The organism is Streptomyces parvus (assembly GCF_014648875.1).
GTDB classification, from domain to species: domain Bacteria; phylum Actinomycetota; class Actinomycetes; order Streptomycetales; family Streptomycetaceae; genus Streptomyces; species Streptomyces parvus.
The window spans coordinates 250,831-275,473 of the sequence record NZ_BMRY01000002.1 but is presented as its reverse complement, the minus strand read 5'-3'; the positions used below and the strand labels follow the sequence as shown (position 1 = coordinate 275,473).

The following is a 24,643-nucleotide window of genomic DNA, read 5'->3' as shown; positions in this document are numbered from 1 at the left end:
CTACCTCTTGCGGGACAGGGTCAGGCCGTCCGCGACCGTCAGCAGGACGCTGTCCATGCGGGCGTCCGCGCTCACATGGTCGTTGAACTCCTTGATCGCCGCCGTCGGGCCCGTCGCCGCCGGGTCCGTCACCCCGCCGTGGAAGAGCACGTTGTCCGTGGCGATGACCCCGCCCTGCCGCATCCGGGGCACCAGCTCCTCCCAGTACGCGATGTAGCCGCCCTTGTCCGCGTCCAGGTAGGCGAAGTCGATGTGCGGCTCGGCGGGCATGGCGCGCAGGGTGTCCAGGGCGGGGGCGATCCGCAGGTCGATCCGGTCCGCGACGCCGGCCTTCTCCCAGGCCGCACGGCCGTACGCCGTCCACTCCTCCGAGATGTCACAGGCGATCAGCGTGCCGTCGGCGGGCAGCGCCTGGGCCATCGCCAGGGCGCTGAACCCGGTGAACGTGCCGACCTCCACCACGTGCCGGGCGCCCACCAGCCGGACGAGGAAGGCCAGCAGCGGGGCCTGTTCCTCGGCCGACACCATGCCCGCGTGGTCGGGGAACTGCGCGTACGTGGTGTCCACCAGCTCCCGCTGGACCGGGTCCAGCGGCGGGTTGTGGGCCAGCATGTACTGGTAGAGCTCGTCGGTGATCGTTGTGTCGTTGCCCTTGGTCATGCCCCCAGCCTCGCGCAACGCGCGCCCGCGCGCAGGAGAACTCACACAGCGGCGGCCGCCAGGAAGCGGCGCAGGATCTCCTCCCCCGCCGCCCCGCCCCGCTCCTGAAGGGCCACCACGTGCGGGGCCCGCCAGCCCTCGTCGGCCAGTTCGCCGTGGCCGGGGCGCCAGCCGAGGTCGGCGGCGAGCAGCAGGTCGGCGTCGAGCAGGGAGTCGCCGGCGGCGAGCGTGCGGGTGGCTCCCGTGCGGCGGGCGACCTCATGCATCGCGGCGCTCTTGGTGAGCGGGGCCGGGACCGCGTAGATCTTGCGGCCCTGGAGGGAGACCGTCCAGCCGCGCGGGCGGGCCCAGGCCGCCAGTTCCTTCACCCACTCCTCGGGCAGCAGGGACCGTTCGACGACAAGGTAGGCGAAGAGGTCCTCGGCGACGCGTTCCTTCAGCAGCCAGGCCGGGTCCGCGGTGGTCGCGAGGTGGGCGCGGACCTCGGTGAGCGGCGCGCACTCGGCCGCGATCCGGGACTCCACCCGCTGCTGCCAGTCGCGGTCGGAGACCCCGTCGACCAGGATGTGGCCGCCGTTGGCGCAGATCGCGTACCGGGGGGCGGGGCCGGGGAGGTGGATGCGCCCGTACTGCTCGCGGGTGCGGGTGGTGGTCGGCACGAAGACCGTGGCGCCCGCCACCTCGGTGAGGAGCGCGGCGGCTGTCTCCGTCATGTACGAGAGGGGCTTGTGGCCGTACACCTCGACGCACAGGAGCCGGGGGGCCTCCGCGTCCGGCATGGACAGGTCGAGCGAGGCGGCCGAGTAGATGAGCGTACGGTCGAGGTCGCTCGCCACCAGGGTGGTGGCCGGAGAGTGCGTGCTCATGCGCCCTTCACCGCCTTTCCGTCCGCGCCCGTCGCGCCGCGCGTGTACCGGGGGTGGATCAGGCCGACACAGCTGTACGGGAGGTCGTCGACCTCCTCGACCGGGACGCCTCGCTGTTCGGCCAGCAGCCGGATGTGGGTCAGGTCCGCGCCCGCGCCGCGCTTCGCGAGGATCTTCCAGGGGACGCGGCGGAGCAGCACCCGGGTGGTCTCGCCGACGCCCGGCTTGACCAGGTTCACGTCGTGGATGCCGTACTCCTCGCTGATCCGCTCGACGGCCGCCCAGCCCTCCCAGGTCGGGGCGCGGTCGGCGGCGAGCAGTTCCTTGGCCTCGGCCTCGACCTGGCCCGCCACCTCGTCGAAGCGGGCGGCGATCGTGTCGAGAAAGCGGACCGAGACGTCGGAGCCGGCCAGCTCGCGGTAGAACTTCCCGCCGTGGAAGTCGTTCGGTCCGACCAGGTCGGCGCGGAGCACCGTACGGGAAATGAGGCCGGAGACCGTGGAGTTGAGGCAGGCCGAGGGGATGAGGAAGTCCTCGCGGGTGCCGTACGTCCGCACGCAGCCGCCCGGGTCCGCGAGCACCGCGATCTCCGGGTCGAATCCGGCGGGTCCGCCCGAGGCCTCGAAGTCGGTGATCGCCGCCGCCAGTTCGCGGGTGATCGCCCCCTTGCCCGTCCAGCCGTCGACGAACACCACGTCGGCCGGGTCGTGATGGGCAGCCAGCCAGCGCAGGGCGGTGGCGTCGATGCCCCGGCCCCGGACGATGGAGATGGCGTAGTGCGGCAGGTCCAGGCGGTGCCGGTGCCGGGCCCAGCGGCGCATCAGCACCCCGACCGGGGTTCCGGCCCGGGCGAGCGAGACGAGGACGGGGCGGGGGCCGCGCTCGGCGAGGACCGTCTCGGTGACGGTGCCGACCGCGCGGGCGATGCGCGCGGCGGAGGTCTCCAGGGCGGCGGAGAACAGCGCCTGGTACTCGGCGCTCGGCTGGTACTCCACGGGCAGCGACTCCGCGTAGTGCGCGCCGCCGCTCTGGATCGCCTCCTCGCGCTCCTCGGTGGGGGCCTCCAGTTCGGTGTCCGAGAGGTCTTGGAGCAGCCAGCCGACGTCCTCGGGCGCGTAACTGGAGAAGTCGGGGCCTCGGAGGGGCTCGGGCAGCACGGCGGACTCCTGCGGGTGAGGGACAGGTGTGGGGGTGTACGAGGGGACGACCGCGAGGAGCACCTGGCCGGTGTGGGCCGCCAGGCGGGCCAACAGCCCTTCGGGGGCGTGCAGTTCGGGGGTGTCGGCGGTGGAGTCGACGACGGCGACCACCGCGTCGAAGCCGGCGCCGGCCACGTTGTACGCGTACCGGTCGCCGGGGCCGTCCGCCGGGGTGTCGTGGGCCGGGAAGACGAGGCGGGTGCGTATCGCGTAGCCGGGGTCGTCGACGGCGAGGACGGGCGAGCGGGTGGTGGTGGAGTAGCGGACCTCGGCGTCCGCGCCCATCGCCCGTTCCAGCGCGGTGCCCAGGCGCAGTGGCGCGTACATCAGCTCCTCGAAGCCGAGGACGAGCACCCGGCCCCGGCGGGCGTCGTCACCTAGCGCGCCCGCGATGCGCTCCGCCAGGTCCGGGAGCGCCGCTTCGAGCGCCGCCCGGTGGGCCGGGGTGAAGCCGTGCCGGCCGCCGTCGGGAACGCCCGCGGGCCAGGCGAGGTCGACGCGGGTGACCGGGGTGGGATGCCCGGCGGCCCCGGGGACCGGGTCCGCCGCCTCCGCCTCCTGGGCCGCGACGAGGGCCTGGCCGCGTTCCAGTACGCCGTCCGGGAGCGTGACCGTGCCCGTGGAGCGGGTCACCAGGTCGACGCGGGCGCCGATCTCGGCGGCGAAGGCGGTCAGCCGGTCGCGGTCGGCCGGGGAGCGCATGTCGACCAGCGCGACGATGACGTACCGGTCGCGGGGGTGCGTCTCGTGCAGGGCTCGGATGGTGTTGAGCACCGTGTTGCCGGTGGAGAACTCGTCGTCGACCAGCACCAGGGCGGAGGCCTCCGCTCCCTGGGCCAGCAGCGCGGGGTCCTCCGGCAGCAGCAGGTGCGAGGTGGCGTGCGAGTGGGCCTCCTCGAAGCCGCCCGCCTGCCGGACTCCCGCCACCGGACGCCGGGTGGAGTGCAGGTACGGGGCGTCGCGCAGGCCGTCCGCGACGGCGTGGCCGAGGCCGGTGGCCGTCTCGGCGTATCCGAGGACCACCGCGCGGCGGGCCTCCTCCTCGCCGAGGAGCGCCCGGACCCGCTCACCGAGCCCGTATCCCGCCCCGTACACGACGGACGGCTTCTGGGGCACATGCTTGCCCAGCACGTTGGAGACGAGCAGGTGAGCCCGCTTGGGGTTGCGGCGCAGGGCCAGGCCCAGCAGCTCCCGCAGTTCTCCGTCGCCTTCGAGGCCGACTCCGAGCCGCTCGGCCACCCAGTCGCCCGACCACACCACGTCCACGTTCTCTTCTCTCGTCGCGCGCTCGCTCATCGACGCGCGCTCAGTTCGTCAGGCCGGCGGCCAGCAGGTCCACGAAGCCGACATCTTCCCTCGCCACCCCGAAGACCTCGGCCCGCTGGAGCGTGCGCTCGGCCCAGGCCCGGTGGGGCTTCACTTCGTTCATCTTGTTCGTGTAGGCCGAGCGCAGCACCCCGCCGCCCCCGCGCTCGGGGCTCAGGATGTCCTGGGCGTCGGTGAACTCCTCGTGGCTGACCACGGACAGTGCGTGGACGGGCGCCACGTGCGACGGGTGGATGCAGGTCTTGCCGAGCAGGCCGTTGGCCCGGTCGAGTTCGATCTCCCGGAGCAGTCCGTCCATGTCGTGCTCGATGAGGGCCGTACGCAGCTCCTCGGCCCGGCCCTCCAGGAAGGGGCTGCGGCGCAGCTGGGGCTTGAACATGCGTTCCTGGCGGCGGAAGTACTCCCAGACCGGGCCGGTGATCGTGAAGCCGCTGCCGTCGGCCCGGCCGAGCACGTTGACCACGTCGGCGATCACGGAGGCGACGATATGGACGTCGTACGCCGTCATGTCGGGGGCGCGGCGCAGTCCGTAGGCCGAGCAGAAGTCGGTGACGCCGAGCCGCAGGGCGAGCACCCGGTCCCGGTACTTGTCGACGCTGCGGGCGATGCCCCGGAGGATGTCGCCGCGCGTCTCCAGATGGAGCAGCTCGGGGGATTCGAGGACGGGCATGGCGAAGAGCCGTCGGCCGCATGCCGTCTCGGCCTCGGCGAGCGCTTCCAGGAAGTATCTGCCACGCTCCTCGGTGAACTTGGGAAGTACGAAACCGGACAACATCCGGACCGAGTCGCCGAGGCGCCGCACCAGGTCGGTGATCTGGGCCGGTTCCCGTACGCGGATGAAGAGGAGCGGGACGTCCGCGCCGGCCGCGCCCTGGGCGTCGCCCGCGCTGCCCGCAGTGGGCCCGGACGCCGCGTCCCGGGCGGCCAGCGCGGCGAACTGCCTGATCAGGTTGGCTTCGGCTTCGGTCACCTCGGCGTCGTCGATCGAGTCCTCCAGGCAGAGCACCATGGAGACGACACCGCGCGCGGCCTGCTTCAGCACGTCGTCGGCGAGCGACGGACGGGTGGCCGGGGAGTAGAGCGTGGCCCCCAGCGCGACGGAGAGCATCCGCGCCGGTGACTCCGCGGTGAAGGTGCAGGGCTCCTTGTGGAACAGGCCCTCGCGGGCAGTGGGCGATATGTGCCCGAAGTGACGCATCCTTTTCCCCCGAACTGCCTGACCGGCCGAACAACGCATGGCCGGTAATAGTACGTACGGACGGGTGTCAACAGTTCCCCATGTACATGAATTTCCGGTTACCCGCCCCTTGTCCGGCCCCCTCTCGCGGTACCGTCCCGCTCGGCCCGTACCGCGGCCGGGCATGTCCGTGCCGCCCCCCGCGTTGTCCGCACGGGCCCCCAGCAGGCAGGATGACCGTCATGACGCACACGATGCTGAAGGGCTCGAACGTCCCTGTCGATGCCGCGGCCGTCCGGGCCGTGCTGCGCTGGACCCCGGGCGCCGGGGTTCCCGACGTGGACGCCTCCGCCCTGCTGCTCGGTGCGTCCGGGCGGGTGAGGTCGGACGAGGACTTCGTCTTCTACAACCAGCCCCGGCACCCCTCGGGCCTGGTGCGGCGGCTGCCGAAGCGCAGCGTTCCGGAAGGGCTGACGGACACGGTCGAGGCGGACCTCGGGGCGCTCGACGCCTCGGTGGACCAGGTCGTCATCGCGGCCTCCTCCGACGGAGCAGCCTTCGAACAGGTCCCGGACCTGCGGATACTCCTGTTCGACGCCGCGTTCGCCGACGGCGAGCCGCTGGCGGTGTTCGATGTGCGGCCGGAGACCGGGGCAGAGACGGCGATCATCTGCGGCGAGCTGTACCGCCGCGGCGAGGGCTGGAAGTTCCGGGCGGTCGGCCAGGGCTATCCCACCGGCCTGATCGGCCTGGCCACCGCCTTCGGGATCTCGGTGGACGAGTCGGAAGCGGCGGACGAGGGCCGGGCGTCCGGCGGGGCGCAGGAGCCGGCCGCCGCGGGGTCTCTCCCGGCCGCCGTGCCACCGCCTCCGAGCACGCCGCCGGGACCCGTCCCGGCCGCCGTCACCGGAACCGGGCCCGACTCCCAGGCCACGGTGCAGCATCAGCAGCCCTCCTACGGCTATCCGCCTCCGGTCGCCCCGGCCGCTGCCGCCGCCGGGGCCCAGCAGCCGGCGTACGGCTATCCGCAGCCCGCCGCCGCGCCGCCCGCCTACGGCTATCCGCAGCCCGCGGCAGCCGCCGCGCACGCGCCCGACCCCCATTTCGTGCTGCCTCCGCAAGGTCCGCAGTTCGTCCGGTCCTGAGTCGCGCCCTGAGCCGTGCCCCGGAAGCGGCTCCGGATCAGGTCCGGGACTTGTAGCCGCGCCCCCATTGCATGCCGTAGCCGTACAGCCGGTCCAGCTCGGACTGGAATCCGTACACGAACTTCACCTCGCGGCGCACGATCAGCTCGTCCTTGATGTTCTCCACGGTGAACACCGCGCAGGAGCGGGCCTGCGGCGCGCGTTCGTCCAGCTCGATCTCGATCCGCGGGCCGTGGCCCGGGTAGAGCGTGATCTTGGCGTGCGTACGGTCGAACGCCGGAGTCCGGTCGTAGATGTAGACGAAGAACAGCAGCCGCTTGATCTTGTCGCGCTGGTCGAGGTTGACGTAGACCGTCTCGCCCGAGGGCGCGCCGAACCGGTCGTCGCCGCTGAGCCGGACGTAGGGCGGGCCGTTGAGGTCGCCGATCAGGCTGCCCAGGGGCTGCACGACCCCCTTGGTGCCGTCCATCAGCTCGTACATGCAGCCGAGGTCCAGGTCGACGTTGACGACGCCCTGGGTGTGCGCCTGGACCACCTCGGGCTTGAAGAGCTGGAGGGGGCGTCGCAGCCTGCCGCTCTGGCGGGAGCGGCCCTCGATGTCGGAGGTCCGCATCCGCCAGGAGAGGTTGACCCGGAGGTTGCCGGAGAGGGCGCCCTGTTTGTTCAGCGAGATCGTGGCGTTCCGTTTGGACAGCACGACGGCGCTCGACGGCGCGTTGCCCGAGTCGAACTGTGCCGCGCGCCCCGGCCACAGGCCGTCGAAGAATCCCATCCCTACCCCCACCTGTTCGCGTCGCTGTTCGCGCTGACTGTTCGCGTTGCGTGTTCGCGTCGCTGTTCGCGCACCCCGGACATCACTGCGGGGCGGCCACCGGGCCGGGTCCGGGAGTTCCCGGAGAGCCGTCGCCGTGTGGGCCGCCCCGCAGAGAGCGTTCCTCAATCCTTACCGGGTCACACCCCGGAGGACACTTCCGCCTTGGTGCCCGACCCGTCGCCCCCGCCGGATTCCGCGGCGAGCGCGCGGTTGCGCTTGACCGAGGACCAGAAGGAGAGGGCGATCAGGATCACGCCGACCGAGCCGGTGATGAGCTCGTTGATCTCGTGCTGGATGGTGATCAGCAGGATGATCGAGAGGGCGCCGATCGCGTAGTGCGCGCCGTGCTCCAGGTAGACGTAGTCGTCGAGCGTGCCCTCGCGCACCAGGTAGACGGTGAGCGAACGGACGTACATGGCGCCGATACCGAGGCCGAGGGCCATCAGCACGATCTCGTTGGTGATGGCGAAGGCGCCGATGACGCCGTCGAAGGAGAACGAGGCGTCCAGGACTTCCAGGTAGAGGAAGAGGAAGAACGCGGCCTTTCCGGCGAGGGCGACCCCGGTGACGGGCTTGCCCTTCTTCTTGGCCTCTTCCTCGGCCTCGTGCTCACGCTCCTCCTCCTCTTCGAGCTTGCCCTCGAAGAATCCGGAGAGCCCGCCGACGATCAGGTAGGTGATGAGACCGGCGATACCGGAGAGCATGACCGTCGCCGACTTGTCCACGTGGCCGCCGCCGTGCTGGTGGGCCTGGGTCGCGAAGGTCATGGCGGTGATCATCAGGATGATCAGGGCGACGCAGACCGACAGCATGTCGACCTTGCCGAGCTTGGCGAGCGGACGCTCGATCCAGCGCAGCCAGTGGATGTCCCGGTCCTCGTCGAAGATGAAGTCGAGGAAGATCATCAGCAGGAACATGCCACCGAAGGCGGCGATCGACGGATGGGCGTCCGTCACCAGTTCCTTGTACCTGTCCGGGTCGTTGAAGGACAGGTCGATGGCCTCGATCGGTCCGAGCTTGGCGCTCACGGCCACGATCACGACGGGGAACACCAGTCGCATACCGAAGACGGCGATGAGGATGCCGATGGTGAGGAAGATTTTCTGCCAGAAGGCATTCATCTTCTTCAGGATTCCGGCGTTGATCACCGCGTTGTCGAAGGACAGCGAGATCTCCAGGACGGACAGGATCGCGACGATGCCGAAAGCCTGCCACCCCCCGTAGAAAATCGCTGCGACCAGGCCGAGCGCGGTAACCGCGAACGACCAGCCGAAGGTTTTCAGTACCACTGGCTACCCCATCGTGTTGTTAAAAGGGTCTCCCCCGGTGTGTCGGGGCCCCCCGCGCCGTGCGCGGCGTTATGAAACGTTGACGCCGAAGTCTAGAGCGATGCCCCGCAGGCCGGACGCGTACCCCTGGCCGACTGCACGGAATTTCCACTCGCCGTTGTACCGGTAGAGCTCGCCGAAGATCATCGCGGTTTCCGTCGAGGCGTCCTCGCTCAGGTCGTAGCGGGCCAGCTCCTGGCCGTCGGCCTGGTTGACCACGCGGATGAAGGCGTTGCTGACCTGGCCGAACGCCTGGCCCCGGTTGTCCGCGTCATGGATCGAGACCGGAAAGACGATCTTGTCGCAGTGGGCCGGGACCTGGTCGAGGCGGACGATGACGGACTCGTCGTCGCCGTCGCCCTCGCCGGTGAGGTTGTCGCCGGTGTGCTCGACGGAGCCGTCCGGGCTCGTGAGGTTGTTGTAGAAGACGAACCATTCGTCACCGAGCACCCGGCCCGACTGACACAGCAGCGCGCTGGCGTCGAGGTCGAAAGCGGCGCCCGTGGTGGAGCGTGCGTCCCAGCCGAGCCCGACCAGCACCTGGGTGAGGTTGGGTGCGACCTTGGAGAGGGAGACATTGCCTCCCTTGGCGAGCGTGACGCCCATGTGTGTCCTCCCCGAGTCGTGAAAAAACGCTGCCGGGCGCTTTCGACGCCCGGGGTCGGGCGTCGAAAGCGCCCGGTCGGGGGCGTCCGGCGGGTCAGGACCGGCCGGACGCCCCCCTGGCGCCAGAACGTCAGACGTTGACGCCGAAGTCCTGGGCGATGCCGCGCAGGCCGGAGGCGTAGCCCTGGCCGATGGCGCGGAACTTCCACTCGGCGCCGTTGCGGTAGAGCTCGCCGAAGACCATCGCGGTCTCCGTCGAGGCGTCCTCGCTCAGGTCGTAGCGGGCGAGCTCGGTGTTGTCGGCCTGGTTGACCACGCGGATGTACGCGTTGCGGACCTGGCCGAAGCTCTGCTGCCGGGCCTCGGCCTCGTAGATCGAGACCGGGAAGACGATCTTGTCGACGTCGGCCGGGACACCGGCGAGGTTCACCTTGATGACCTCGTCGTCGCCCTCGCCCTCACCGGTGGTGTTGTCACCGGTGTGCTCGACGGAGCCGTCCGGGCTCTTCAGGTTGTTGAAGAAGACGAAATTGCCGTCGGCGGCGACCTTGCCCTCGGGGTTCGTCAGCAGCGCGCTGGCGTCGAGGTCGAAGTCACCCCCGGTGGTGGTGCGGGCGTCCCAGCCCAGACCGACGATGACCGCGGTCAGGTTGGGCGCGGCCTTGGTCAGCGAGACGTTGCCGCCCTTGCTGAGGCTGACTCCCACGAGTCCTCCAGTAGTTTTCTCAGGGGCCGGCAGACACCAGCGTCCCCGTCGTTCGTTGGCATCGGATCAACGATTGGATCCTAGTGACCGGTTCCCGGCCAAAACAGGCTTTTGACCGGGCGTCGCCGGGAGATCGTCTCAGAGCGCTTCGAGTGCCTTGACGTAGTCGTTCAGGTCACGGGCGTCCGGGAGGCCGTTGACGACACTCCAGCGGACGACGCCCTCCTTGTCGATGACGAAGGTGCCGCGCACCGCGCAGCCCTTGTCCTCGTCGAAGACGCCGTACGCCCGCGAGGTCTCCCCGTGCGGCCAGAAGTCGGACAGCAGCGGGTACTCCAGACCCTCCTGCTCGGCGAAGACGCGCAGGGTGTGGATGGAGTCGTTGGAGACGGCGAGGAGCTGGGTGCCCTCGTTCTCGAAGCGGGGCAGCTCGTCGCGGAGCGCGCACAGCTCGCCGGTGCAGACGCCGGTGAAGGCGAACGGGTAGAACACCAGCACCACGTTCTTCTCACCGCGGAACTCCGACAGCCGCACGGTCCGGCCGTGGTTGTCCTTGAGCTGGAAGTCCGGGGCCTGGCTGCCGACCTCGATCGTCATGGAACACGCATCCCTTCGCCGCTTCTCCGCTTACCCCGGGGACCCGGGCCGGGTCCGTCCGGGTGACTCCCACCCTACGCAGACCGCTCGCGGACGTACGAAGGCCCTCACGGGTGCGGATGCGCCCGTGAGGGCCTCGAGGTGGTGCGAAGAGCGGTTCAGCGCTTGGCCTTGGCCCCCTTGGGGGTGGCCAGACGGCTGCCCGTCCAGTCCTTGCCCGCGCTGATGCTCTTGGTCTGGGCGAGCCCGGCCGTCTGGGCGGCCTCATTGATGTCGCTCGGTTCGACGTATCCGTCACGGCCGGTCTTCGGCGTCATCAGCCAGACCATCCCGCCGTCCTCGATCAGACCAATGGCATCCACCAGCGCGTCCGTAAGGTCGCCGTCCTCGTCGCGGAACCAGAGCAGAACGACGTCTGCGACGTCGTCGTAGTCCTCGTCGACGAGTTCCTGGCCGGTAGTGGCCTCAATGCCCTCACGGAGCTCCAGCTCGACGTCGTCGTCGTAGCCGATCTCCTGGACCACTTGTCCGGGCTCGAACCCCAGGCGTGCTGCCGGGTTGGTCCGCTCCTCCGCGTGGTCCGCGGTCGCGCTCACGGGTTGCCTCCTGATCATGTCTTCGGAAAATGCTGCAGCCACGCGCGTGCGCGGGGCGTAGGCCGTAGTCCACACGGGCCCGGCGAATCGCGCAAGTACCCAGCGTGCGAGACCGCCTATACGGTGACGTTCCCTGCCACGTCGCCGCAAGTTCCGGCATGTCTCTCCGGCGGCTTCCCGGGGCCTGCCCCGGTCACTCCGTCCGTTTACGTCCTTCCTCAGCTTATGCGGTTTCGCTCCGCCAATAGGAGTCGAACAGCCTTTGGGAACACTTGGACGCCTTGGGCGTAAGGTTGCGGTTTGCCCGTACCCAGCCGTGCACCGCCCACACGCCTGCCCCGCGGACGAGTTTTCCGAACCCTGGGGTTACCCCTCGGTAGAGATGACGTTCGGGGCGTCGCGGTAGCACGATGGAGGCGGCGCGCACAGAGTTGGCAGAGCTGTTCGGGGGGCGCGTTCCCCGCAACAGCCCCGAGCACCACCGAACAGCGAAGGAACAGTGTGGCTTCCGGATCCGATCGCAACCCGATCATCATTGGCGGCCTTCCCAGCCAGGTCCCGGATTTCGATCCCGAGGAGACCAAGGAATGGCTGGACTCCCTCGACGCCGCCGTCGACGAGCGCGGCCGTGAACGGGCCCGCTATCTGATGCTCCGGCTCATCGAGCGCGCGCGCGAGAAGCGCGTCGCCGTGCCGGAGATGCGCAGCACGGACTACGTGAACACGATCGCCACGAAGGACGAGCCGTTCTTCCCCGGCGACGAGGAGATCGAGCGCAAGGTCCTCAACGCGACCCGCTGGAACGCCGCCGTGATGGTCTCGCGGGCCCAGCGTCCCGGGATCGGCGTCGGCGGCCACATCGCCACCTTCGCCTCCTCCGCCTCGCTGTACGACGTGGGCTTCAACCACTTCTTCCGGGGCAAGGACCAGGGTGACGGCGGCGACCAGATCTTCTTCCAGGGGCACGCGTCCCCGGGGATCTACGCCCGCGCGTTCCTGCTGGACCGGCTGAGCGAGGCGCAGCTCGACGCGTTCCGCCAGGAGAAGTCGAAGGCCCCGAACGGTCTGTCCAGCTATCCGCACCCGCGGCTGATGCCGGACTTCTGGGAGTTCCCGACCGTCTCCATGGGCCTCGGCCCGCTCGGCGCGATCTACCAGGCGCGGATGAACCGCTACATGGAGGCGCGCGGCATCGCCGACACCTCCAAGTCGCACGTCTGGGCCTATCTGGGCGACGGCGAGATGGACGAGCCGGAGTCGCTGGGCCAGCTGTCCATCGCGGCCCGTGAGGGCCTGGACAACCTGACCTTCGTCGTCAACTGCAACCTCCAGCGGCTCGACGGCCCGGTGCGCGGCAACGGCAAGATCATCCAGGAGCTGGAGTCGCAGTTCCGGGGCGCCGGCTGGAACGTCATCAAGCTGGTCTGGGACCGCTCCTGGGACCCGCTGCTGGCGCAGGACCGCACGGGCATCCTGGTCAACAAGCTGAACACCACGCCGGACGGCCAGTTCCAGACGTACGCCACGGAGACCGGCGCGTACATCCGCGAGCACTTCTTCGGCGACGACCCGCGGCTGCGGGACATGGTCAAGGACATGACCGACCAGCAGATCCTGCACCTGGGCCGCGGCGGCCACGACCACCGCAAGGTCTACGCGGCCTACGCGGCGGCCAAGGCGCACAAGGGCCAACCGACGGTCATCCTGGCGCAGACGGTCAAGGGCTGGACGCTGGGGCCGAACTTCGAGGGCCGCAACGCGACCCACCAGATGAAGAAGCTCACGGTCGAGGACCTCAAGCGCTTCCGGGACCGCCTGCACATCCCGATCACGGACAAGCAGCTGGACGAGGGCTACCCGCCCTACTACCACCCGGGCCGCGACTCGGAGGAGATCCAGTACATGCACGACCGCCGGCAGGGTCTGGGCGGTTACGTCCCGACCCGGGTGGTCCGGGCGAAGCCGCTGCCGCAGCCCGCGGACAAGACGTACGCGGCAGCGAAGAAGGGTTCGGGTTCGCAGTCGATCGCCACGACCATGGCGTTCGTCCGCATCCTGAAGGACCTCATGCGGGACAAGGAGATCGGCAAGCGGTTCGTGCTGATCGCCCCCGACGAGTACCGCACCTTCGGCATGGACGCGTTCTTCCCGAGTGCGAAGATCTACAACCCGCTGGGCCAGCAGTACGAGGCGGTCGACCGGGAGCTGCTGCTCGCGTACAAGGAGTCCCCCACGGGTCAGATGCTGCACGACGGCATCTCCGAGGCGGGCTGTACGGCCTCGCTGATCGCGGCCGGTTCGGCGTACGCCACGCACGGCGAGCCACTGATCCCGGTGTACGTCTTCTACTCGATGTTCGGGTTCCAGCGGACCGGTGACCAGTTCTGGCAGATGGCCGACCAGCTCTCGCGCGGCTTCGTGCTGGGCGCGACCGCCGGGCGCACGACCCTGACCGGTGAGGGCCTCCAGCACGCGGACGGCCACTCGCAGCTGCTCGCCTCGACGAACCCGGGCTGCGTCGCGTACGACCCGGCGTACGGGTTCGAGATCGCGCACATCATGCAGGACGGGCTCCGCCGGATGTACGGCGAGGCGAACGAGGACGTCTTCTACTACCTCACCGTCTACAACGAGCCGATCCAGCACCCGGCCGAGCCCGAGAACGTGGACGTCGAGGGCATCCTCAAGGGCATCCACCGCTTCTCCACCGGCGAGAAGGGCGAGATCCCGGCCCAGATCATGGCGTCGGGTGTGGCGGTCCCCTGGGCCCTGGAGGCGCAGAAGATCCTCGCGGACGAGTGGAACGTCAAGGCGGACGTCTGGTCGGCGACCTCCTGGAACGAGCTGCGCCGCGACGCGGTGGACGTGGAGCGCCACAACCTCCTGCACCCGGAGGAGGAGCAGCGCGTCCCGTACGTGACGAAGAAGCTCGAAGGGGCCCAGGGTCCGTTCGTGGCGGTCTCGGACTGGATGCGTTCGGTGCCGGACCAGATCGCGCGCTGGGTGCCGGGCGCGTACCAGTCGCTGGGCGCGGACGGCTTCGGCTTCGCGGACACCCGGGGTGCGGCCCGCCGGTTCTTCCACATCGACGCGCAGTCGATCGTGCTGGCGGTGCTGACCGAGCTGGCCAAGGAGGGCAAGGTCGACCGGTCGGCCCTGAAGAAGGCCGTCGACCGCTACGAGCTCCTGGACGTGGCCGCGGCCGATCCGGGCGCGGCGGGCGGCGACGCGTAGGCGGGAAACGGCCGGGAGGGGCGGTGGCGCTGGAGCGCCGCCGCCCCTCCCGCGCGTCCGGGCTCAGTTCTCCCAGATCTTGAAGGCGCGTACCTGGTACGGGGACCGGGGCGTCCAGGTGCCCCCGCCCGGGTACGTCTCGAACTCCCCCGTCTCCGCGCACTCGGCGGACTGGTAGGTGGTGACGGGCCGCCCGGTGCGGTTGGCGAGGGACTGGGCGTCGCCGCCCTTCGGGAGGGGGACGCAGCTCTCGATGTCGGTGTCGGAGAGCTCGAAGGTGTGGCGGGCCCCGGTGAAGTCGGGCTTCTTCCAGAGGCAGAGCCTGCCCGCCTCACAGGTGCCGAGAGCGACGCTTGGGGACCGCTCGGGTGCGGCGGCCGCCCGGTCGTGGGCCAGGGCCTGGGGAACAAGTGCGGAGACGGCCAGGGCGGCCGCGAGAACGGCCGTACGCGTCAGGTTCGTACGCATGGGATTCGTGCGCGTGGGGCTCGTGCGCGTCAGGTTCGTACGCGTCAGGTTCGTGCGCATGGTGGATCAACCCCCGTGGTTGGTCGGTGCTGTGCTTCCGTCGCTCACTCTGAGTCACCGGGCGAGCGGTACGGAAGAGGGGCCGGGGTGCTCCACCCTGATAGGCGACAGCCCCGCCGAAAGGATTCGGCGGGGCTGTGACCTGCGCTGTGTTGACGATCCGTGTCGTCGTGGCCGTCGTGCGGGGCGCGTCAGATGTGACCGACCCCGGCGCCCGCCTCGGCGTTCTCACCGCGCTTGGTGAGGGTGGCGACGAAGGCGGCGACGACCGCCACGATGCCCGCGACGGTGAAGGCCAGGCCCATGCCGGACATGAAGGTGTCGTGGATGACCCCGCCGATGCTCTCGACGATGTCCGGCGTCATGCCGGGAGCCTTGGAGAGGGCGTCGACCGGGACCATGCCGAACTCGGCGGCCTCCTCCAGCTTCGGGTCGGGCGCGCCGGGCAGGCCCGCGCCCGCCCAGTTGTCCGCGAAGTCGGCACTGACCTTGGCGGACATGACCGCGCCGAGGACGGCGGTGCCGAGCGCGCCGCCGACCTGCATGGCGGCCTGCTGGAGACCTCCGGCCACGCCGGACAGCTCCATGGGCGCGTTGCCGACGATGACCTCGGTGGCGCCGACCATGACCGGGGCGAGCCCGCAGCCCAGCAGGGCGAACCAGAGGGACATCGCGAAGGTGCCCGTGGAGTCGGTGAGCGTGGTCATGCCGAACATCGCGGTGGCCGTGCAGACCATGCCGCCGACCAGCGGGACGCGCGGGCCGAACTTGGTGATCAGCAGGCCGGCGACCGGCGAGGCGACGATCATCATGGCGGTCAGCGGCAGCAGGCGCAGACCGCTGTCGACCGGGCTGAGGCCGTGGACGCCCTGGAGGAAGAACGTCACGAAGAAGAGGCCGCCCATGAAGGCGAAGGCCATCAGCGTCATGAGCACGACACCGGCCGTCAACGGGATGGAACGGAACATCCCCAGCGGGACGAGCGGCTCGCGGACCCTGGTCTCCCAGAGGCCGAAGATGACGAAGAGCGCGACGGCGGAGGCGAGCCACGCCCAGGTCCGCCCGTCGCCCCAGCCCCAGGACTCACCGGCCTTGATGATGCCCCAGATGAGGGCGAACATCGCGCCCGAGAGCAGCACGATGCCGAGGATGTCGAAGGAGCGCGGAGCGTTGGCGGCGCGGTGGTCCTTGAGGATCACCAGGCCGAAGACGAGCGCCACGATGCCGACCGGCACGTTGATGAAGAAGACCGACTGCCAGCTGACGTGCTCGACGAGCAGACCGCCGACGATCGGGCCGCCCGCGGTGGAGGCACCGATGACCATGCCCCAGATGCCGATCGCCATGTTCAGCTTCTCGGCGGGGAAGGTGGCCCGCAGCAGGCCGAGCGCGGCCGGCATCAGCAGGGCGCCGAAGAGGCCCTGGAGCACGCGGAAGAGAACGACGAGGCCGATCTCCTTGGAGAAGCCGATGGCGGCGGACGAGGCGGCGAAGCCGGCGATGCCGATGAGGAAGGTCTGCCGGTGGCCGAAGCGGTCGCCCAGCTTGCCCGCGGTGATCAGGGCGACGGCGAGGGCGAGCAGATAGCCGTTGGTGATCCACTGGACGTCGGCGAGCGTGGCGCCGAGGTCCTTCTGGATGGCGGGGTTCGCGATGGCGACGATGGTGCCGTCGAGGGCGACCATCATCACGCCGATGGCGACGGCGAAGAGGGTCAGCCAGGGGTGGCCGCGAAGCCCCTTGACCGGGGCGGGTCCTGCGTTGTCTTCGGGCTCCCGCGGCGCCTTCTCGACGGTGGTCTGACTAGTCATACGGGGAGACTAGTGACAGCCTCTGACAGTTGACAAACCAATTCACAAGTCAGTAACTGTCACGTAGCTCACACGAAGCTCACAGGTATGCTGAGCTGGACAAACACGGGAAAAGAGGGACCGGTACGTGACCGACGGGCAGACAGTCGAGCCCCGACCCGGACTGCGTGAACGCAAGAAACAGCGCACCCGCGACGCCTTGTTGCGCGCCGCCCTCGAACTGTTCACCACCCAGGGGTACGAACGCACCACCGTCGACGAGATCGTCGACGCCGTGGAGGTCTCCCAGCGCACCTTCTTCCGCTACTTCGCGAGCAAGGAGGAGACCACCTTCGCCGTGCAGGAGATGGTCGAGTCCCGTTTCATCGAGGAACTGCGCCGGCGCCCCGCGCACGAGGCGCCCTTCGAGGCCATGCGCCGGGCGGTGCTGAGCGCGTGGAACAGCATCGGCGAGGCGATCGAGGAGGTCATCACCGTCGACCTCCACATGCGGACCTACCAGATGATCGAGTCGACCCCCTCCCTGCTCGCCGCCCACATGCGACGCGGCATCGCCCTGGAGAACCAGATCGCCCAGCTGATCGCGGAGCGCGAGGGGCTGGACGTGGAGCGGGATCCCCGGCCGCGGGTGGCCGTCGCCGCGTTCTCCGGGGTGATGCGGGTGACCGGCCAGCTGTGGGGACACGGGGTCGATCCGAGCGTGGAGGCGCTGCGCGATCTGACCGAGGAGTATCTCGACCAGCTCGTCCCGGCCCTCGCCCGCGACTGGCGTCAGGACTGACGCGGCCCGCACGCGAGGCCGACGCGGCGCGCAGGTACGAGATGGCACGGCCCGCACAGGCGAGATGGCGTGGGCTCGGGACCACCATGACCCTCCGTGAGGAATCCGGGGTGAATCCTTCGCGGACGGGTGATGTACGTCACCCGAATCACGGTCGTCGGCGCGCGTCTCCTAGGGTGTGGCGCAGTGACTTCTTTCGACACCTCCCCCACGTTGACCGTATGGCGCGCGCTGCTCGCCGTAGCGGTGGTGTTCGTGATGCTGGCGACGACGGGCTGGAGCGCCGTACGCGATCAGCAGGCCGACGGTCCGCGCGAGCTGGCGCTCGCCGCCTGGGCGCGGGACCGGATAGCCGGCCATTCGCTGCCGGAGGTCGACGCCCCCGCCTATCGGCTGGCCCACTTCTTCGCCACTCTCACCTCCGGGCAGCGGTTCGCGCTCGCGGGCAAGTACCCGTCGGTGGTGGGGAACCTGGACGGCGCGCCGGTCACCCTGCGCTACCACGCCAACCGGGTGGCGCTCCGCCAGGCCGCGGCTGTGGAGAAGGTGCGGGCGCACGACGAGAAGCTCTCACCGGACGGGCGCGACGAGGCGCAGGCCCGCCTCGGCCGGTTCCGGTCGCTGCTCAGGGGCGAGCGGCAGATCCTGGCCTTCGATCCGTCCGGGAAGGGCCGGGCGGCCGAGGTGTTCGGCGATCTCGACCGGGCCGCACGGGTCTCCGTCGTCGTTCCCGGCGTCGACACCCATCTGCTGACCCTGGAGCGGAGCAAGCGCAAGTACGCGGCCCCCGTCGGCATGGCCGAGTCCCTGTACGGGGCGGAGCGTTCGGCCTCCCCGGGCACCCGTACGGCGGTCATCGCGTGGGCCGACTACACCTCGCCGGCCGGTCTCGGCATGGACGCGGCCCTGGGCGGGCTCGCCGCGGACGGCGCGGTCCGGCTGAACGCGATGGTCGGCGCACTGCCCGGCACCTCGAAGGTCTCGCTGTTCTGCCACAGCTACGGCTCCGTGGTGTGCGGGGTGGCGGCGCACCGGGCCCCCGACCGGGTGGCCGACATCGCGGTCGCGGGCAGCCCCGGCATGCGGGCCGCCAACGCCGGGCAGCTGGAGACCGGGGCCCGGATCTGGGCGACGCGGGACGGGGACGACTGGATCGGGGACGTACCGCACATGGAGTTCGGCGGGATCGGTCACGGGGCCGACCCGGTCGACCCGGCGTTCGGTGCGCGGATCGTCTCGGCGGCCGGGGCCGCCGGGCACAGCGGCTACTTCGAACCGGGCACCGAGAGCCTCGACAACTTCGCCGCGATCGGCGTCGGAGCGTACGGGTCGGTCAGCTGCGCGAGCGCCGACAGCGCATGCCACAGCGGTATTTCCGGCGAGCGGAACGGCTGACGCGCGTAGAGGACCGTACCGGGCCGAAAAATTGGGACGTACTTCGAGGGGGGACGTGCGGGACTGTGCCGCATACGATGAGGCACATGGGTGATGTGCTGGCCGGAATTCATGCCACCTGGGAGTTCGACACCGACTCCGTGCTCATCCGCTTCGAACGGGGCATCCGCACACCGAAGCTCTTCCAGAGCCTGCGGGAACGCCGCATCCCGTATGCGGCGCTGTCGTCGGTGACGCTGACCCCGGGGAAGCGGGGCACGGTGGTTCTGCGTGCCGTGCCGAGGGCGGGTGCCGATCCTCTGGTGGAGGCTGCCTCCGGGCAGCTCAAGGAGGGGTGCGACCCCTATCGCCTGGTGCTTCCGGCGGAGCGGGAAGTGCTCGCCGAGTACTACGCGGACGAGCTGCGGACCCTGCTGGACCCGGCGTCCGACGAGCCCGCCGACCGCTTCCTGGTGGCGGCCCCCGAGGCTCCGATGAACTTCAAGGCGTACGACGGCCGGGCCGGCTTCGACGGCGAGCGGGTCTCCTTCCGGTGGTCCTGGACCGGGGCGTCCAGCGCCAAGTGGAAGGCCGGCGACCAGACCTTCAAGGTGAGCGAGTTGGCCGGAATCGTATGGCGCTCGCCCGAGGCGCTCGACGGCTATCTGCGGCTGCTGCCCCGTGCGGCGGCCCCGGTCGACCACCGCACCGGCGGCAGCCTGGGCGATCTGCACGGTCCCGACGGCTCCGGAAGCGCGGGCGGCGGATCTGCCGACGGGGTGCCCGCCGCGGCTCCGCTCACCCGTGCCGCGGACCAGGACCCGGCCGCCGTGCTGTTCGGCCTGGGCTACGGGCCGGTGCACGAGTCGCTGCCGTTCGCCGCCGCCGTCCTGGAATCCGTACGCAGGACCCAGCCCGCGCCCGCCGCCTCCGCCCCGGCCCTGGTGAACGCCGGGCGGCGCGATCCCGCGGACATCGCCGAGCGGATACATCACCTCGGCGAGCTGCACCGGGCCGGACTGGTGACGGACGCCGAGTACACGACGAAGAAGGCCCAGCTGCTCGCGGAGCTGTGAGCTGTGAACGGTGAGCCGGCACGGGGGCCTGTCCCCCGGCGCCGGGCCGCCGTACCTCGTGCCCCCGTAGGCCGGACCGCCGTACCTCGGCCCCCGTAAGCCCGGCCGCCGTGCCTCATGACCCCGTACCGGAGTATGAGGCGGTCCGGCCGGGTCGGAACCCCGGTATGACGCCCGAGGAGCCTCCACCTGCCTAGGCTGACCGGGCCATGGCCACTTCCCCTTCCTCCTCCCCCGCCGGGCCCCCGCCGCCCGCCGACGGTCTGCTGAGCGCCGCCCGCCGCAATCTGCGCGAGCTGGCCCACGGGCTGTCCCACGCCTCCCATCCGTCCACCCCGCTGCTGGCCGACGCGCCGAAGCAGTGGCAGCGACTGCTGCCCTACGTCGTGGTGCTCGCCCTGGCCGCGACCTTCATCCCGGTCACCATCACCGTCCTGACCTCGCAGTACGGCGTGCCGGGCGCGCTGGCAGGGGCGCTCGGGGTGGCCCAGGCGGCCCCGTTGCTGATGCTCGCCCACCGGCCTCTCCAGGCGTGGTGGATCATCTTCCCGGCCGACATCGTGGGCGCGCTGGTGCTGCTGGCCCACGATCCCGGGCGGCACGACACCTGGCCGTGGCCCCCGCCGACCCTGGTCGCCTACCTCTTCGTGCTGCTGGCCCTCGGTCTGCGCGAGACCCGGCGGACCGTCGTCGCGGTGTGGGCGGCGACGGCCGCGGCCGGGGCGGTCCTGCATCTGATCGCACCATCGGACCGGGCCACCGGCAGCGCTCTGCTGCTGCCGATCCTCGGCGCGGTGGTGCTGGTGATCGGCGCGGCGGTACGGGAGCGGGGCGAGGCGACCCGGCGGCTGGCCGAGCAGGAGACGATCAGCGAGGCGGAGCGGGCGCAGCGCACGCTGCTGGAGGAGCGGACGAGGATCGCCCGTGAGCTGCACGACGTGGTCGCGCACCACATGTCGGTGATCACCGTGCAGGCGGACTCCGCGCCGTACCGGATCTCCGGTCTCTCGGAGCCCGCGCGGGAGGAGTTCGCGTCCATCGCGGCGGCGGCACGGGAGTCGCTGGGCGAGATGCGGCGGCTGCTGTCGGTGCTGCGCAGCGACGGCACGGAGGGCGACCGGGCGCCGCAGCCGGGCCTGGACCGGCTCCAGCAGTTGGTGGAGGCGACGGTACGGGCCGGGCTGCCGGTGACGCTGTCGCGCGCCGCGGATCTGGGCGAGGTGCCGTCGGCGGTGGATCTGTCGGCGTACCGGATCGTGCAGGAGGCGCTGGCCAATGTGGTGCGGCACGCGCCGGGTGCGCGTACCCAGGTCTCGGTCCGGGCAGCCGCGGGCCATCTGAGCGTTCTGGTGGTCAACGGGCCCGCCCCGAAGCCCGCTTCGCCGCTGGAGAGCGCCGGGACCGGGCACGGGCTGGTGGGGATGCGCGAGCGCGTACGGTTGACCGGCGGCACGCTGGACACCGGGCCGCTGCCCGACGGCGGGTTCCGGGTGGCCGCCCGGATGCCGCTGCCCCCGGCCGGCGCCCCCGCTGCCGGGTCCTCGTCTGGCTCCCCTTCCGTACAACCTTCTCCGGAGGATCTGTGACCATCCGCGTGATCATCGTCGACGACCAGGCCATGGTGCGGGCCGGGTTCGCGGCGCTGCTGGCGGCGCAGAGCGACATCGACGTGGTGGGCGAGGCGGCGGACGGCCGCCAGGGCGTGGACGTCAGCCGCAACCAGCATCCCGACGTGGTCCTGATGGACGTGCGGATGCCGGAGATGGACGGACTGGCCGCCGCGCGCGAGCTGTTGAACCCGCCGGCGGGGGTGGTGCACCGGCCGAAGGTCCTGATGCTGACGACGTTCGACGTGGACGACTACGTGTACGAGGCGCTGCGCGCCGGGGCGTCCGGCTTCCTGCTGAAGGACGCGCCGCCCGCCGATCTGATCGCGGCGGTACGGGTGGTGGCGGCCGGGGACGCGCTGCTCGCGCCCTCGGTGACCCGGCGGCTGATCGCGGACTTCGCGGCGCAGCGGCCCGCCGGCGCGACACGCACGGGGCAGGCGCTCCGGTTGAACGGGCTGACCCCGCGGGAGAGCGAGGTGCTGGAGCTGATCGCCCGGGGTCTTTCGAACCAGGAGATCGCGGGGCGTCTGGTGCTGGCCGAGCAGACCGTCAAGACGCACATCGGGCGGGTGCTGGCCAAACTGGACCTGCGGGACCGGGCACAGGCGGTCATCTTCGCGTACGAGTCGGGTCTGGTGACGCCGGGGGACGCGGGGGCGTAGCCCGCCGTTCCGGGCTCGTCCACCCCCTACCCCGGTATCACCCCGCGGTTGGCTCCCCGGTGTGACGTCCCGTCACCCGTCCTCTTCCTACCTTCCTCCCGGTCGCACCGGTCGGTGCGGATCCGGAGAGGGAGGGCACGATGCGCCGATACGCGAGAACGCTGGTCGCGTTCGCACTGGCCACCAGTGTGGTGGCGGGGACCACGGGCTGGGTTTCGGGGAATGCGCAGCAGGCGCTGACCGGACCGCCGCCGGGCAGTGCGCAGTGGCGGGCGGACCGGGTGCTGGGCGCGGAGCTGCCCGATCCGGAGCGCGCGACGCCTGCCGAAGTCGCGTTCTTCTTCGCGGGGTTGAGCAGCGGGGAGCGGCAACTGCTACTGGTGCGGCATCCGTCCGTCGTCGGGAATCTCGACGGGGTGCCGCTGGAGCTGCGCTACCGCGCCAACTCCCTCGCGCTGGCCGCCGAGGACGACCCCCGCTACCGCTCGCTGGCCGCCCCCGGCCGGCAGATCCTCGCCTTCGACCCGCGTGGGCGCGGCCAGGTCGCCGAGGTCTTCGGGGACCTGCGCGCCGCGCGGCGGGTCTCCGTGGTGGTGCCCGGGTCCGACAACGACGCCGGGACCTTCGACCGGAAGGTCGCCGCGCACGGGGCCCCGCCCGGGATGGCCAGGACCCTGCACACGGCGGCCGGTCCGGGCACGGCCGTCGTCGCCTGGGTCGGGTACACCACCCCGGTGGGCGTCGGCATCGACGCGGCCACCGGCAGTCTCGCGGAGGCGGGCGCCGGACGGCTGACCCGGTTCACGGAGGGCCTGACGGCGGACGGGCTGCCCGAGCCCGCCGTGTTCTGCCACAGCTACGGCTCCGTCGTCTGCGGGCTCGCCGCACGCCGTCTCCCCGCCACCGACCTGGTGGCCCTCGGCTCCCCCGGCATGCGGGCGGACGACGCGGCGGGGCTGCGGACGAAGGCGCGGGTGTGGGCGGCGAAGGACCCGACCGACTGGATCGACAACGTGCCGAACGTGCGCTTCGCGGGTCTCGGCCACGGCACGGACCCGACCGACCCGGCGTTCGGCGCCCGCCGCGTTCCGGCGAACGAGGCCCGGGGCCACGCCGGTTACTTCGCACCGGGGACGGATTCGCTGCGGGCCTTCGCCGCGATCGCGCGGGGCACGGCCACGCGGGAAGAGGCCGGGACGCCGGCGGACGCGCAGACGCCGCAGGGCTCGCACACCCTGGCGCACGCGCCGGTCCTGGAAGGGGTCGCCCGGTGAACGCCGTACGGGAGAACGCGCGGCGGCTCGCCGCCCGGATCGACGCCTCCACCCCCGCCCACCGCGACCGGGCCGTCGACGGCATGCGGGCCCTGGCGCTGCTCGCCGTGCCGCTCGGTCACTGGATGCTCGGCGGGTTCCGGCTGGACTCGGACGGTCTGCACAACGCGAGCCCGCTGGCCGTGTTCGGGGCGCTGGCCCCCGCGAGCTGGGTGCTCCAGATGCTGGGGATCTTCTTCCTGGTCGGCGGGTACGCCTCGGTCCTCTCCTACCGCCGCCGGGCCTCGACGACGGCCGCCTGGCTGGGCGGCCGGCTGGCCCGGCTCGGCCGGCCGGTGCTCGGGGTGAGCGCCGTGTGGGCGGTGCTGCTCGCGGTGCTCTCCGCGCTGGGCGTACCGGGCGACACGCTGCGTACGGGGTCGACGCTGGTGATCCAGCCGCTCTGGTTCGTCGGGGTGTACACCGTGGTCACGGCCCTCACCCCGGTCTGCGTCACGCTGGCGCGGAAGCTCGGCGGCTGGGCGGCGCTCCCGCTGCTGGTCTCCGTCGCCGTCGTGGACTTCCTGCGCTACGGGCCGTTCGCGGAGGCGATGCCGTCCTGGCTGAGCGTGCTCAACGTCCTGCCCGGCTGGCTGTTCGCGTATCAGCTCGGTGTGTCGTGGGGCGAGGGGCGGATCCAGAAGCGCGGGGCCCGGCTGCTGCTGATCGGTGGCGGGGTGCTGTTCGCCGTGCTGCTGCTGGTCTTCCACTACCCGGCGTCGATGGTCGGCGTGCCCGGCGAGGCGCGGACGAACTCGCATCCGCCGTCGCTGCTGGTGGTGGCGTTGGCGGCGGCCCAGAGCGGGGCGGCGATCCTGCTGCGCGACCGGCTCGGGCGGCTGCTGCGCAAGCCGCTGCTCTGGGCGCCGGTCGTGGTGGTCAACCTGTCCGCGATGACGATCCTGTGCTGGCACCAGACCGCGATGCTGGCCGCCGCCGTGCCGGCCTCGCTGGCGGGGGCGGGAGGCACGGCGGTGGCGGGGCTGACGACTTCACCGGACACCGTGGGCTGGATCCTCGCCCGGATCGCCTGGCTGCCGGTGTTCGCCGGGCTGCTGGTGCTGATCGCCCGGTACGCGCGCCGCTTCGAGGCCCCGTGGCGGTCGGGCACCCGCGCCGCGAACGCCCGCCGCGCGCTGGCGGGGCTGCTCGCGGCGGGGTTCGCGGTGTTCGCGCTGGGACTGGCGTGAGGGGGCGGCGTCGTCATGAACTTCATGAACCAGGCGATCACCGC

Annotated in this window: 21 protein-coding genes; 9 read left to right on the top strand and 12 right to left on the bottom strand. The window is 71.1% G+C overall.

Annotated features, from left to right (window positions below):
- The 4 genes from IE140_RS07375 to IE140_RS07360 are packed head-to-tail and all read right to left on the bottom strand — an operon-like array spanning nt 1 to nt 5,249.
- On the bottom strand, nt 1-660 hold the full coding sequence (locus IE140_RS07375) for an O-methyltransferase (protein ID WP_032761909.1): 660 nt from the start codon (nt 658-660) through the stop codon (nt 1-3).
- 41 nt (nt 661-701) lie between these two features.
- On the bottom strand, nt 702-1,526 hold the full coding sequence (locus tag IE140_RS07370) for an HAD family hydrolase (RefSeq protein ID WP_150196534.1): 825 nt from the start codon (nt 1,524-1,526) through the stop codon (nt 702-704).
- The gene (locus tag IE140_RS07365) at nt 1,523-4,021 is read right to left on the bottom strand and encodes a phosphoribosyltransferase (RefSeq protein WP_189460204.1); all 2,499 of its coding nucleotides are present in this window, start codon (nt 4,019-4,021) and stop codon (nt 1,523-1,525) included. Before IE140_RS07365 ends, IE140_RS07370 begins: the two co-directional genes overlap by 4 nt.
- A 10-nt stretch (nt 4,022-4,031) precedes the next feature.
- Nucleotides 4,032-5,249: an HpcH/HpaI aldolase/citrate lyase family protein gene (locus IE140_RS07360; RefSeq protein ID WP_150196535.1), complete on the bottom strand. Its 1,218-nt coding sequence runs from the start codon at nt 5,247-5,249 to the stop codon at nt 4,032-4,034.
- A 221-nt stretch (nt 5,250-5,470) separates the two neighbouring features.
- Between IE140_RS07360 and IE140_RS07355 the strand changes: the two genes are divergently transcribed.
- The gene (locus tag IE140_RS07355) at nt 5,471-6,373 is read left to right on the top strand and encodes a TerD family protein (RefSeq protein WP_093443633.1); all 903 of its coding nucleotides are present in this window, start codon (nt 5,471-5,473) and stop codon (nt 6,371-6,373) included.
- Between the two features lie 37 nt (nt 6,374-6,410).
- Here IE140_RS07355 and IE140_RS07350 read toward each other — a convergent pair whose 3' ends face one another.
- The 6 genes from IE140_RS07350 to IE140_RS07325 form a co-directional block, all read right to left on the bottom strand.
- Complete coding sequence (locus IE140_RS07350; protein WP_032776075.1) at nt 6,411-7,145, bottom strand: TerD family protein; 735 nt, start codon at nt 7,143-7,145, stop codon at nt 6,411-6,413.
- 179 nt (nt 7,146-7,324) lie between these two features.
- Nucleotides 7,325-8,476: a DUF475 domain-containing protein gene (locus IE140_RS07345; protein WP_032776073.1), complete on the bottom strand. Its 1,152-nt coding sequence runs from the start codon at nt 8,474-8,476 to the stop codon at nt 7,325-7,327.
- Nucleotides 8,477-8,545: 69 nt separating this feature from the next.
- Entirely contained in the window at nt 8,546-9,121 is a 576-nt protein-coding gene (locus tag IE140_RS07340; protein ID WP_010057499.1) for a TerD family protein, read from the bottom strand.
- Between the two features lie 130 nt (nt 9,122-9,251).
- Nucleotides 9,252-9,827: a TerD family protein gene (locus tag IE140_RS07335; RefSeq protein WP_032761916.1), complete on the bottom strand. Its 576-nt coding sequence runs from the start codon at nt 9,825-9,827 to the stop codon at nt 9,252-9,254.
- Between the two features lie 138 nt (nt 9,828-9,965).
- On the bottom strand, nt 9,966-10,424 hold the full coding sequence (locus IE140_RS07330) for a peroxiredoxin (RefSeq protein WP_006124187.1): 459 nt from the start codon (nt 10,422-10,424) through the stop codon (nt 9,966-9,968).
- 158 nt (nt 10,425-10,582) lie between these two features.
- Nucleotides 10,583-11,020 carry a DUF3052 domain-containing protein gene (locus IE140_RS07325; RefSeq protein WP_010070596.1) on the bottom strand — a complete coding sequence of 146 codons (438 nt, stop codon included), beginning with the start codon at nt 11,018-11,020 and terminating at the stop codon, nt 10,583-10,585.
- A gap of 501 nt (nt 11,021-11,521) precedes the next feature.
- Between IE140_RS07325 and aceE the strand changes: the two genes are divergently transcribed.
- The gene (gene aceE / locus IE140_RS07320) at nt 11,522-14,254 is read left to right on the top strand and encodes a pyruvate dehydrogenase (acetyl-transferring), homodimeric type (RefSeq protein WP_088574308.1); all 2,733 of its coding nucleotides are present in this window, start codon (nt 11,522-11,524) and stop codon (nt 14,252-14,254) included.
- A 63-nt stretch (nt 14,255-14,317) separates the two neighbouring features.
- Here the strand turns inward: aceE and IE140_RS07315 are convergent, their stop codons facing one another.
- Complete coding sequence (locus IE140_RS07315; protein ID WP_150196536.1) at nt 14,318-14,722, bottom strand: peptidase inhibitor family I36 protein; 405 nt, start codon at nt 14,720-14,722, stop codon at nt 14,318-14,320.
- A gap of 251 nt (nt 14,723-14,973) precedes the next feature.
- A complete protein-coding gene (locus IE140_RS07310) occupies nt 14,974-16,593 on the bottom strand; it encodes an MFS transporter (RefSeq protein WP_032761919.1) in 1,620 nt (539 codons plus the stop codon).
- A 127-nt stretch (nt 16,594-16,720) separates the two neighbouring features.
- Here IE140_RS07310 and IE140_RS07305 point away from each other — a divergent pair, with 127 nt between their 5' ends.
- The 7 genes from IE140_RS07305 to IE140_RS07275 all read left to right on the top strand — a co-directional run bounded on the left by IE140_RS07305 (nt 16,721) and on the right by IE140_RS07275 (nt 24,599).
- Nucleotides 16,721-17,374 (top strand): TetR/AcrR family transcriptional regulator, encoded by a 654-nt coding sequence (locus IE140_RS07305; RefSeq protein WP_150196537.1) that lies wholly within the window; start codon nt 16,721-16,723, stop codon nt 17,372-17,374.
- Between the two features lie 186 nt (nt 17,375-17,560).
- A complete protein-coding gene (locus tag IE140_RS07300; protein ID WP_093441959.1) occupies nt 17,561-18,769 on the top strand; it encodes an alpha/beta hydrolase in 1,209 nt (402 codons plus the stop codon).
- Between the two features lie 86 nt (nt 18,770-18,855).
- The gene (locus tag IE140_RS07295) at nt 18,856-19,824 is read left to right on the top strand and encodes a DUF4429 domain-containing protein (RefSeq protein ID WP_093441956.1); all 969 of its coding nucleotides are present in this window, start codon (nt 18,856-18,858) and stop codon (nt 19,822-19,824) included.
- A 209-nt stretch (nt 19,825-20,033) separates the two neighbouring features.
- On the top strand, nt 20,034-21,410 hold the full coding sequence (locus IE140_RS07290; RefSeq protein WP_189460202.1) for a sensor histidine kinase: 1,377 nt from the start codon (nt 20,034-20,036) through the stop codon (nt 21,408-21,410).
- Nucleotides 21,407-22,096 carry a response regulator gene (locus IE140_RS07285; protein WP_032761924.1) on the top strand — a complete coding sequence of 230 codons (690 nt, stop codon included), beginning with the start codon at nt 21,407-21,409 and terminating at the stop codon, nt 22,094-22,096. The genes IE140_RS07290 and IE140_RS07285 overlap by 4 nt, the downstream gene beginning before the upstream one ends.
- A 140-nt stretch (nt 22,097-22,236) precedes the next feature.
- Entirely contained in the window at nt 22,237-23,370 is a 1,134-nt protein-coding gene (locus IE140_RS07280; RefSeq protein WP_150195266.1) for an alpha/beta hydrolase, read from the top strand.
- Nucleotides 23,367-24,599, top strand: a complete 1,233-nt coding sequence (locus IE140_RS07275) for an acyltransferase family protein (RefSeq protein WP_150195264.1) — start codon at nt 23,367-23,369, stop codon at nt 24,597-24,599. Before IE140_RS07280 ends, IE140_RS07275 begins: the two co-directional genes overlap by 4 nt.
- Nucleotides 24,600-24,643: the final 44 nt, after the last annotated feature.

Excerpts from the sequence above, each read along its gene's own strand:
- IE140_RS07315 (WP_150196536.1), bottom strand. The coding sequence starts at position 14,722 with ATGCGTACGAACCTGACGCGTACGGCCGTTCTCGCGGCCGCCCTGGCC.
- IE140_RS07340 (WP_010057499.1), bottom strand. The coding sequence starts at position 9,121 with ATGGGCGTCACGCTCGCCAAGGGAGGCAATGTCTCCCTCTCCAAGGTC.
- IE140_RS07280 (WP_150195266.1), top strand. The coding sequence starts at position 22,237 with ATGCGCCGATACGCGAGAACGCTGGTCGCGTTCGCACTGGCCACCAGT.
- IE140_RS07330 (WP_006124187.1), bottom strand. The coding sequence starts at position 10,424 with ATGACGATCGAGGTCGGCAGCCAGGCCCCGGACTTCCAGCTCAAGGAC.
- IE140_RS07355 (WP_093443633.1), top strand. The coding sequence starts at position 5,471 with ATGACGCACACGATGCTGAAGGGCTCGAACGTCCCTGTCGATGCCGCG.
- IE140_RS07310 (WP_032761919.1), bottom strand. The coding sequence starts at position 16,593 with ATGACTAGTCAGACCACCGTCGAGAAGGCGCCGCGGGAGCCCGAAGAC.
- IE140_RS07370 (WP_150196534.1), bottom strand. The coding sequence starts at position 1,526 with ATGAGCACGCACTCTCCGGCCACCACCCTGGTGGCGAGCGACCTCGAC.
- IE140_RS07365 (WP_189460204.1), bottom strand. The coding sequence starts at position 4,021 with ATGAGCGAGCGCGCGACGAGAGAAGAGAACGTGGACGTGGTGTGGTCG.
- IE140_RS07350 (WP_032776075.1), bottom strand. The coding sequence starts at position 7,145 with ATGGGATTCTTCGACGGCCTGTGGCCGGGGCGCGCGGCACAGTTCGAC.
- IE140_RS07375 (WP_032761909.1), bottom strand. The coding sequence starts at position 660 with ATGACCAAGGGCAACGACACAACGATCACCGACGAGCTCTACCAGTAC.
- IE140_RS07295 (WP_093441956.1), top strand. The coding sequence starts at position 18,856 with ATGGGTGATGTGCTGGCCGGAATTCATGCCACCTGGGAGTTCGACACC.
- IE140_RS07360 (WP_150196535.1), bottom strand. The coding sequence starts at position 5,249 with ATGCGTCACTTCGGGCACATATCGCCCACTGCCCGCGAGGGCCTGTTC.
- IE140_RS07290 (WP_189460202.1), top strand. The coding sequence starts at position 20,034 with ATGGCCACTTCCCCTTCCTCCTCCCCCGCCGGGCCCCCGCCGCCCGCC.